The sequence below is a fragment of the Candidatus Delongbacteria bacterium genome (genome assembly GCA_020634015.1).
Lineage (GTDB): Bacteria > CAIWAD01 > CAIWAD01 > CAIWAD01 > CAIWAD01 > JACKCN01.
In genome coordinates, this window is sequence record JACKCN010000008.1 from 175448 (window position 1) to 183887 (window position 8440).

An 8440-nucleotide genomic window follows, 5' to 3' on the forward strand; every position below is an offset into this window, starting at 1 on the left:
TCATCATGATGATCGCGTCCATCGGTGTTGTGTTGCTTGCGATGGTATCGAGCAGCCAGGCCGAATACCAGATCGATTTCTCTCCCGACAGTCTTCCGTCGGCTCATGGCTACCCGTTGGTTGAGGCCTGCTTCATCGCAGTCGATGGAACACCTTTGGGCTGTTTTGATGCTGTCATGTCCATCTCTGGTGGGTTTCCCGTGATGTATCACGCGGTCTGGACGAACGACTCCCAGATCCAGGAAGCCTGGTTAAGCAGCATGACTCTGTCTTTCGACTGCAACGGGTACCAGATTGACTCCACGATCGAGTTCGCTCCTTTCGAAGCCATGTACTACGCCGGACCCGCAAACCCGCCAGCCGCGCCCACGGTGTTCCCGATTGATCCCAGCATTGATTGCTCGACCTACACAGCCGCTGTGGAAGACCAGCCGGGAGCTTTTCATCTGGGCTCCGCCTACCCGAACCCCTTCAACCCCAGCACGACCATCCGGTTCACTCTGGCTGAAACCGCATCGGTGGATCTGGGCGTGTTCGACATCACCGGAAGGCGAGTGGCCACACTGGAAGCAGGCATGCGCTCGAGTGGAGAGCACGAGGCCGTGTTCGATGGCTCGACGCTGGCCAGTGGGCTGTACCTGGTCAAGCTGGAATCGGGTCGGGAGGTGGCCGTGAAGAAAGTCGTGCTGGCGAAGTAGGCAGGTGCCACAATGAAAGGCTCAAGACTCAGGCTCGTGACCTGTGCCATGCTGGCAGTGTGCGCGAAGGCGGAAATCCAGATCGATGTCTCGGCGGATAATTTGGGTGGCTACTGGGACTGGAGTACCATTTCATCAACGGCGTGCTTCAGCCTTCCCACAGGTGAATCCTATGGCTGTCTTCCACCGGCCTATGTTTCGGAGGGGGGGTGGCCACACAGCACTCTCCATTTCATCTGGAGTGAAGATCAGGGAATTCCCGCCGGTTACATCGACAGCATCAGTTTCTCATTCACCTGTGAGGGGCTGGAGCATGCGTATACGCTTGGATTCGAACCATTCGAGCTGCCCTTCATTCACGGCCCGGCCAATCCTCCGGCAGCCCCGATGGATTTTGGGTTTGACACTCCTGAAAGCTTCGTGGTGGACGATCTGAGGCTGAGTCTGTCGGGTCCGGATCTTGTGCTGGACTGGGATCCCGTCTGCGGGGCTGACAGCTATCTGCTGTATGCACTGGATTCGCCGTGGCAAAGCCTGCAGGATGCGGAAGTGCCGCTGTCGGTGGATGCGGGTCCCGTCAGACTCCGTTTCGCCGGGGATGCCCGGACATTCTATCGGGTCGTGGCTGTGTATCATCCATGGGGAAGCCGTGCACGCGACTGAGCCGATCCGTTCCGCTGGATCCTGGACTGAACACAAGGAGATGCCATCGCGAGGCTCATGCGGATCTGGCTGACAATCTGCCTGGTCGGCGGCATGCTGGCCTTCCCGCTGCGCGGGTACGCGGAGTTCTTTGTCGAGGTGGATCCATTCACCATCCCCGCCGGCGCCACAGGCCTTGCGCTGTCCGCCCTGATCGGATTCGAGCCCGTTCTGATTCACGCATCGCTCAGTGGACCTGCGGGACAACCCCCGATGCATCTGGCGGCCTGGAGCTGTGATGCCCCTGCCCCGCAGCCCATTCACAGCCTGATCCTGGAGTACGACTGTGGAGGGGATCACCGGCAGTACCAGCAGGATTTCCCCTTTGGATCACTGTGGTGCACGGGGGCGAATACGATGCCCATCGTGGTGGACTTTGGAATTGACCCGGACGAGAACTGCTTCTTCAATGAATACCGTGTGCGCGAGCTGCGGATCAGCCTGCAGGGCAATGCGGTAAATCTGGACTGGGAAGGCATCTGGGGCTCGCTGTTCTTCCGGGTCTACCGTCTGGACAGCCCCGGGCAGCCTCTGGCCGAGGCGACTCTGGTGGGTACCGTGGACTTCCAGCACTGGAGCGAGCCACTGCGGCCCGGTGACACGCTGGGGTTCTATGTGGTCACCACGGAGTTCGAGTGGTGACAAGGTGTTGAGTGCAGACTTCGGGGGCACCATGAAGAAGAGTACACAGCTTGTCCTGACCCTGCTGCTGACGGTCAGTGCGCGGGCCGACTATCAACTGGATCTGGATCCCTGGATGATCCCCTTTTGCTGGCAGTGCCAACCGGAAGTCAGCGCGGACATCGGCTGGATTCCCGGGGAACACGAGTACATCGCCACGCTCAGCGGACCTTCGGGCGAGCCGGCGATGTACCACGCGGTCTGGCAATTGGACGATCAGATCCTGGATCCCTGTCCGATCAACAGCCTCACCCTGCGGGGCACCTGTGACTACACGGGCGACTATGAGGAAACGGTGCAGACCTGGTGGCAGGCGTACTACATCCCCGGTCCCGCATTTCCGTCCAGCGCACCTCCGGATCCCTGGGGCGATCTGCGTTCCGCCTGCGAAGCCCAACGCTGCCGCGTGCATGATCTGCGTCTGGTGGTGGACGGCCCTGTGCTGCGCCTGGACTGGTCGTATACCTGGGGCTGGGGCTGCGGGGGGTTTCTGGTCTACCGTCTGGATACGCCCTGGCAACCCATCGAAGACGCCGAGCTGATTGCCGAACTGGAGGACCCGGGGCTGGTTCTGCCCCTGACACCCACGGCAAGCAGCGCATTCTACCGGGTGGTCTCGATCCAGGAATGACACTCGGAACTCCCGGGGCGGAAGGCCCGCCGGCCCGAGCTGCCTGAACTCCGGAACCACCGCCGTCCCGAAGCTGTTCAAGCGTGCTGGAAGAGGCGGGGTGTTCTGCCGATTGTGCGGTGCGATGTGCCCCTCGGGGAAATGACTTTCGTGGGCTCTGTCCTTGCCACTCCCCCCTGCACAAAGCAAACTGTGGCATTCGTCTGCCAGCCCCCGGCGGCGCGGACCACAGCCATGAAAGGATGATGAATGTTCAGATTTCTCCTGGGAATTCTGCTTGCGACCAGTACTCATGCCGAGTTCCAGATCGATGTGGATCCCCTGACCCTCCCAGCGGGGGCGACGGTCACCGATGTGATCGCCAACATTGGCAGCGATGCGGTCAATGCGGATTATTCTTCCGTGATTTCCGGCCCGTCCGGCCAACCACTGATGTGGCATGCGGTCTGGCAGGTCGACGACCAGGTCACGTCGCCTTCGCCCTTCCGAAGCTGGACACTGGTGTTGGACTGCGGAGGTACCGTGATGACAGCCGACTCGGTATTCACGCCAATGACCTCCTTCTACATTCCGGGCCCCAACAACCCGCCAGTCGGCCCCACCCAGTTCTCGGGGTTGGATCCCAATGATTTCTGTGTCGACGTGGAAGTCCGTGCAACGTTCCCGGAAGGCTTCGGCCTGATGTCCGTTTCCCCCAATCCCTTCAACCCCACCACCAGGATTCAGTACAACCTGCCGACAGCTGGCGAGATGTTGCTGACCCTGCACGATCTGCGTGGCAGCCGAATCAGGGAGTTGGTGCGCGGACACATGGATGCCGGCGACGGAGAAATCCAGCTGGACGGCAGCGATCTGGCCAGCGGGCTGTACCTGCTGGAGCTGGTGCAGGGCGACAGGCGTTCCGTTCGCACGGTGACGCTGATCAAGTGATCCTGGCGGGCGAGCTTCGCCAGAGCAGGCGAAGAGTTGCCTGATCTGGCGAAAAGCTTCAGCGTGACGGGGTGCGGGCTTTGGGGGCCGGGCAGACACAGCGGGCGGGCGCAGGTGCGGCCTTCGTCCATTCCGGGACGCAAACTGTTGTAAAACCTTGACGGAATCGCGTTTTCCAGACGAATCTCTCCCGTTGGCCCATTCCGGATTCGCTGCCGGACCGGGTTTCAGCTTTCCCAACAGATCCCACGTGCGCTGGCACAGGAATTGCCAGTCCCGAGAGCCTCCTGCGTGCGGCTTGGTTCTTCCGGACAGAGTGCGGTTCATCCCGGAGCCCATTGGGAGCTCCAGTGGTCCGTTGGCACGAAAGGCCGCGGATTGGAATGGCTTGGCAGCCTAAGAGCCCTTTGTTAAGTTTGCGCGCTTATCAATTGTAAAAGGAAGTCATCATCCATGGCTGAATTTTCTTCTGCCCTCCGATATGGGCGGCTGATCTTTGCGGGAGTGCTCCTGCTTGGAACTCTCGCTACCGCCGAGGAGGCGGCAAACACCAGCGCAACCGCTCCCCAGGAAAAGTCCTTCATGCCCGACATGATGGATGGATTCGCGCACTTCCAGCACTACCAGTTGACGGATCCGGTCACTCATGAGCCACTGATGTCCCGCTACATCGAGATGATCGTGGTCAACGGCGAGATCGATCCTCCCTACACGGACGGGGACGATCGCATTCAGGATCTGTCGCAGGATTTCAACAGCCAGCGCGAACGCGATTACATGAACGAGAACCCCGGCCTGGTTCAGGCACTGGTAACCGTGATCGTGGCCAAGGGTGTTCCCGACGACACCACGGTGCAGTTGTGGGAAAAGGTCATGATGCGCGTCTACAACAACGATGACAAGGACAAGGCGACTCACTACATCGACACCGAACCGTGGGAGAGCCAGCCTGGTTTCTGGACAATCACCCCGAACGAAGCACCTGTCGGGGAATGGAAGAAAATCCACAAGAACTGACACGACCCAGTCGCACCAACTCAATTCGAGGACTGTTATGAAAAAGACTCTGATCGCTTTGGCAGCCATCTCGGCACTGGCCCCCCTGGCCATGGCCGAATACCAGTTCGACATTGCCCTTCAGGACATGATCGACAACATTGACTGCTTCAATCAGGCCAACTGCGTCCCCACCATGGGTCACGCCCTGGTGACGGATCTGGCCACCCAGATCCAGTACAACTTGCCGGTTTCGGGCAGTGGCCCCGATGGTCAGCCCCTGGCCTACCAGTTCGTGATCCAGGGTGACGAAATCTTCCCGGGTATCACTGGACAGGTCGACTATCTGGAAGTGCTCTGGGAAGGCCCCGGTTTCCAGTACACTTACACCGCGTCGTTCGCCCCCATCACCCAGTTCTATTTCACCGGACCGGCGACTCCGCCCGCTTTTACAAATCCGCTGGACCCCGCTGACGGCTGCTACACGCCCGAGCTTGGTCTGCACTGGGATTGGGAACACTTCCCCGATGGCGAAGTCACGCTGACCTCCGACTTCACGGTCGCGAACGGTGACACGCTGTTCATCGACGGTGGCATCACGGTCTACGGTCTGCCCGGTGTGTCCCTGCTGATCGACGGTCGCGTTGCCGGCGACGGCACCAGCGACGCCATGATCGAGTTCACCGGTGAGGACTGGGGTGGCATCACCTTCGGATCCACGGCCCGCGGCACCATCAACTACGCCATGATTCATGACGTGATGGATGAATCCGACGGCGGCGCGATCTACATGACCAGTGGAGCCGATGTGCGTTTTGTGCGCAGCATCATCGCTCACAACGAGACCACCGGCATGGGCGGTGCGGCCTATGTGGAAAGCGGCGCCTTCCTGCGCCTGCGTTCCTGCACCGTGTCCCACAACACGGCCAACAGCGGTGGCAACATCTACGTGGCCGACGGCGGCGTGGTGAGCGGCTTCTACAACCTGGTCACCTTCGGTACCCCCGAGACCATGGTTGCCGAGACCGGTACCCTCTACAGCAACCTGCAGACCTCCTGCCTGTATCCGCTGGCCGATCCCGACCAGAGCACCGGCTGGTACTGCGATCCCGGTTATGTCGATGGCGATGCCGGCAACTTCTATCCTTCCTTCTGGAATGTGGAAGACCCCGAAATGGTGAATTGCATCATCGACGTGGCCATCATCCCCGAGGACCTGGACCCCGATGGCACTCCCTTCGACATGGGTGCCGTGCCCTTCAACCAGTTCGAGATCCTGCACCCCGCGATGATCACCATGGTCGAAGACCGTGCCAACGATCAGGGCGGCAACGTGATGCTGACCTTTGACGCCAGCTCCAACGACGGTTCCTGGATCAACCCGATCACCTTCTATTCCGTGTGGGTCATGTATCCCGGCGCCGATGACTTCGTCTCCACCGGCCAGACCGTGGGTGCCATTGGTGCCGCCAGCTACACCGTGGTGGTTCCCACCATCACCGACAGCATGGCCACCAGCGAGAATCCGGCGGATTACACCCACTACTTCATCGTCAGTGCTCACAATTCCACCAATCCTCTGCTGGTCGCCCTGTCCGAGGAAGGCATGGGCTATTCGATTGACAACATCGCCCCCGGCATGGTCACGGGCTTCGGTTCCGACGACGAGTGGGCCGAGGATGATGCCAACGACAGCTTCACCCTCAACGTGAGCTGGAACCCCAGCACTGCCAATGATTTCGATCACTACGTGCTGTATGCCAGCGAGACCGGCGACATTGAAGATGCCATCGAACTGACCACCACCATGGACACCCAGTTCGATCATGTGCTGAACAACCGCCTGGACAATCTGGACGTGACCTTCACCTACTTCGTTGAAGCCTATGACTATGCTGGCAACGCTGGTGAGATGAATACCCTGACCGCCCCCGCGACCCCGCTGACCGGTGTGGAAGAGGGTCTGCCCTTGAGCTTCTCGCTGGAGCAGAATTACCCGAACCCCTTCAACCCCACCACGACCCTGCGCTACGACTTGGCCAGTGCCGCCAACGTCAGCCTGAATGTCTACAACATGCAGGGACAGCTGGTGCGTCAGCTTGTGAACACCCAGCAGAACGCCGGCCGTTATGAGCTGAGCTTCAGCGCCAACGAGTTGGCCAGTGGTGTGTACATCTACCACCTGAAGGCTGGTGACTTCACCCAGACCCGCAAGATGGTGCTGATGAAGTAACCCACTTCATCAAGACCGACGATTCAAGGGGGGGCATCCGCAAGGGTGCCCCCCTTTTTCGCTCGCATCCGGTGAGGCACAGGGCCCGTAGCCGCCAGATGCTGTGGCTGGATCTCCAGACTCCAATGACAGTTCTGCTGACAACACTGACTCCCCTGGTGAGGTCCTGAACCGGATTCATCGCAATGGTCCGGATCCAAAGCTGACCTGCAGTCTGCTTCGTGCGCCAGGCACCCTGCTCGTTTGGCCGGATTCTTGCTTGGTACAGCAGGTCAGCTGATGGAACACGTGGACTCAATCGACCGAAGGTGACTCATGCGGGCATTCCATTTCCTTGCCACCCTGCTGCTGCTGGCAGCATCCTGTTTCGCCAATCTTCTTCCTCTGGGCACGTGGGGCGGCGAAGGCACACGCACGGCGATTGACGTGCAGGGTGAACACATCCGCAATGCGGGTCGCTGGCTGGAACGCTGGAACATCGGGCTGGAAGACCCGGAACTGAGCGATCGTCTGCTGCTCGACTCGGCCCCCGTGGATCTGATGGAATGGGACGGAGTTCTGCTGGTCCTGCGTGAAGACGGAGTGCTGGAAGGGCGCAGCCTTCAGCAAGCCTGGGATCCGGCGCTCTGGACCCTGCCCCTGGCCGAGTGCTCCACCGAACTGCTGCGCCGGGACAATTGGCTGCTGCCTGTGTCATCCCAGATGTCCCTGCTGGACCTGACGAATCCATTTCAACCGGTTGTGGCCCTGGAGCATATCAACGGGTCCGGGTCTGAGTTCTTTGGTTTCGGCGGACATCACGCCTGCTTCGTGGGTGACACCCTGTTCGCGGATTATCAGGATGTCTGCGACGGTGGCTTTGGCTGGGAAGGCCCGATGACGGGAAACGCCGGCATCGCTTTCGATGAGTCGGGGCCCTCCGGGAATGCCTGGTTCCTGCCCGGCTTTCTGTACTCGGATTGGACCAACACCGACTGGGTCGCATACGAAGGAATGGTGGGAGTGGCCGACAATGGCCAGGTGTCCCTGTACGACCGGGTGACCGGAGTGCGTCGGGCCGTCGTGCACGCTGGAAACTCGCAGGTGCGACTGGCGGTGGCGAACACGCTCCTGATTGCTTCTTCCGCGGATACCCTGAGCGTCCATGCCTGGCAGGACACTCCGGTGCCGGGTCTCGTGACGCTGGCTCGACTGCCTATCTCGGGCGGGGAAGATCTGCGTGTCACAGGGTCGGAACTGCTGGTGGCGGGTTCGAGCCAGACCGCCTGGGTGGCACTGGACTCGCCGGAGCAACCTGTGGTCACCCGGGTACTGCCGTCCATGGGCCGGATCACGGGCATCGCGAAGGCAGCCGACTGTCTGCTGGTGCGCCAGTCCAGTCTGCATGTACTCCAGCTGGAGCCCGACGGCCTGGTGGAGGTGGCCACATTGGATCTGCCTCCCGGCTCCGGTCTGCTCGGGGAGGGGCCTCTGGCCGTCGCGCAATCCGGCGACTCGCTGTATGTGATCCTGCTTGAGAATCCGGAACAACCTGCGGTCGTGTCCACGATTCCTGCGCCAGCCCGTACA

General features: G+C 60.6%; 8 protein-coding genes. All 8 read left to right on the plus strand.

Annotated features, from left to right (window positions below):
• Positions 1-5: 5 nt before the first annotated feature.
• Positions 6-698: a T9SS type A sorting domain-containing protein gene (locus H6678_14495; GenBank protein ID MCB9475006.1), complete on the plus strand. Its 693-nt coding sequence runs from the start codon at positions 6-8 to the stop codon at positions 696-698.
• A gap of 12 nt (positions 699-710) precedes the next feature.
• A complete protein-coding gene (locus H6678_14500; GenBank protein ID MCB9475007.1) occupies positions 711-1361 on the plus strand; it encodes a hypothetical protein in 651 nt (216 codons plus the stop codon).
• 57 nt (positions 1362-1418) lie between these two features.
• On the plus strand, positions 1419-2042 hold the full coding sequence (locus tag H6678_14505) for a hypothetical protein (protein MCB9475008.1): 624 nt from the start codon (positions 1419-1421) through the stop codon (positions 2040-2042).
• 31 nt (positions 2043-2073) lie between these two features.
• Positions 2074-2712 (plus strand): hypothetical protein, encoded by a 639-nt coding sequence (locus tag H6678_14510; protein ID MCB9475009.1) that lies wholly within the window; start codon positions 2074-2076, stop codon positions 2710-2712.
• A gap of 249 nt (positions 2713-2961) precedes the next feature.
• On the plus strand, positions 2962-3642 hold the full coding sequence (locus H6678_14515; protein MCB9475010.1) for a T9SS type A sorting domain-containing protein: 681 nt from the start codon (positions 2962-2964) through the stop codon (positions 3640-3642).
• 453 nt (positions 3643-4095) lie between these two features.
• Complete coding sequence (locus H6678_14520) at positions 4096-4659, plus strand: hypothetical protein (protein ID MCB9475011.1); 564 nt, start codon at positions 4096-4098, stop codon at positions 4657-4659.
• Positions 4660-4696: 37 nt separating this feature from the next.
• Complete coding sequence (locus tag H6678_14525) at positions 4697-6871, plus strand: T9SS type A sorting domain-containing protein (GenBank protein ID MCB9475012.1); 2175 nt, start codon at positions 4697-4699, stop codon at positions 6869-6871.
• Between the two features lie 315 nt (positions 6872-7186).
• On the plus strand, positions 7187-8440 hold a 1254-nt coding region (locus H6678_14530; protein MCB9475013.1), incomplete at its 3' end, for a hypothetical protein.

Coding starts and splice junctions, on each gene's coding strand:
- H6678_14495 (MCB9475006.1), top strand. CDS start 6: ATGATGATCGCGTCCATCGGTGTTGTGTTGCTTGCGATGGTATCGAGC.
- H6678_14505 (MCB9475008.1), top strand. CDS start 1,419: ATGCGGATCTGGCTGACAATCTGCCTGGTCGGCGGCATGCTGGCCTTC.
- H6678_14515 (MCB9475010.1), top strand. CDS start 2,962: ATGTTCAGATTTCTCCTGGGAATTCTGCTTGCGACCAGTACTCATGCC.
- H6678_14520 (MCB9475011.1), top strand. CDS start 4,096: ATGGCTGAATTTTCTTCTGCCCTCCGATATGGGCGGCTGATCTTTGCG.
- H6678_14525 (MCB9475012.1), top strand. CDS start 4,697: ATGAAAAAGACTCTGATCGCTTTGGCAGCCATCTCGGCACTGGCCCCC.
- H6678_14510 (MCB9475009.1), top strand. CDS start 2,074: ATGAAGAAGAGTACACAGCTTGTCCTGACCCTGCTGCTGACGGTCAGT.
- H6678_14500 (MCB9475007.1), top strand. CDS start 711: ATGAAAGGCTCAAGACTCAGGCTCGTGACCTGTGCCATGCTGGCAGTG.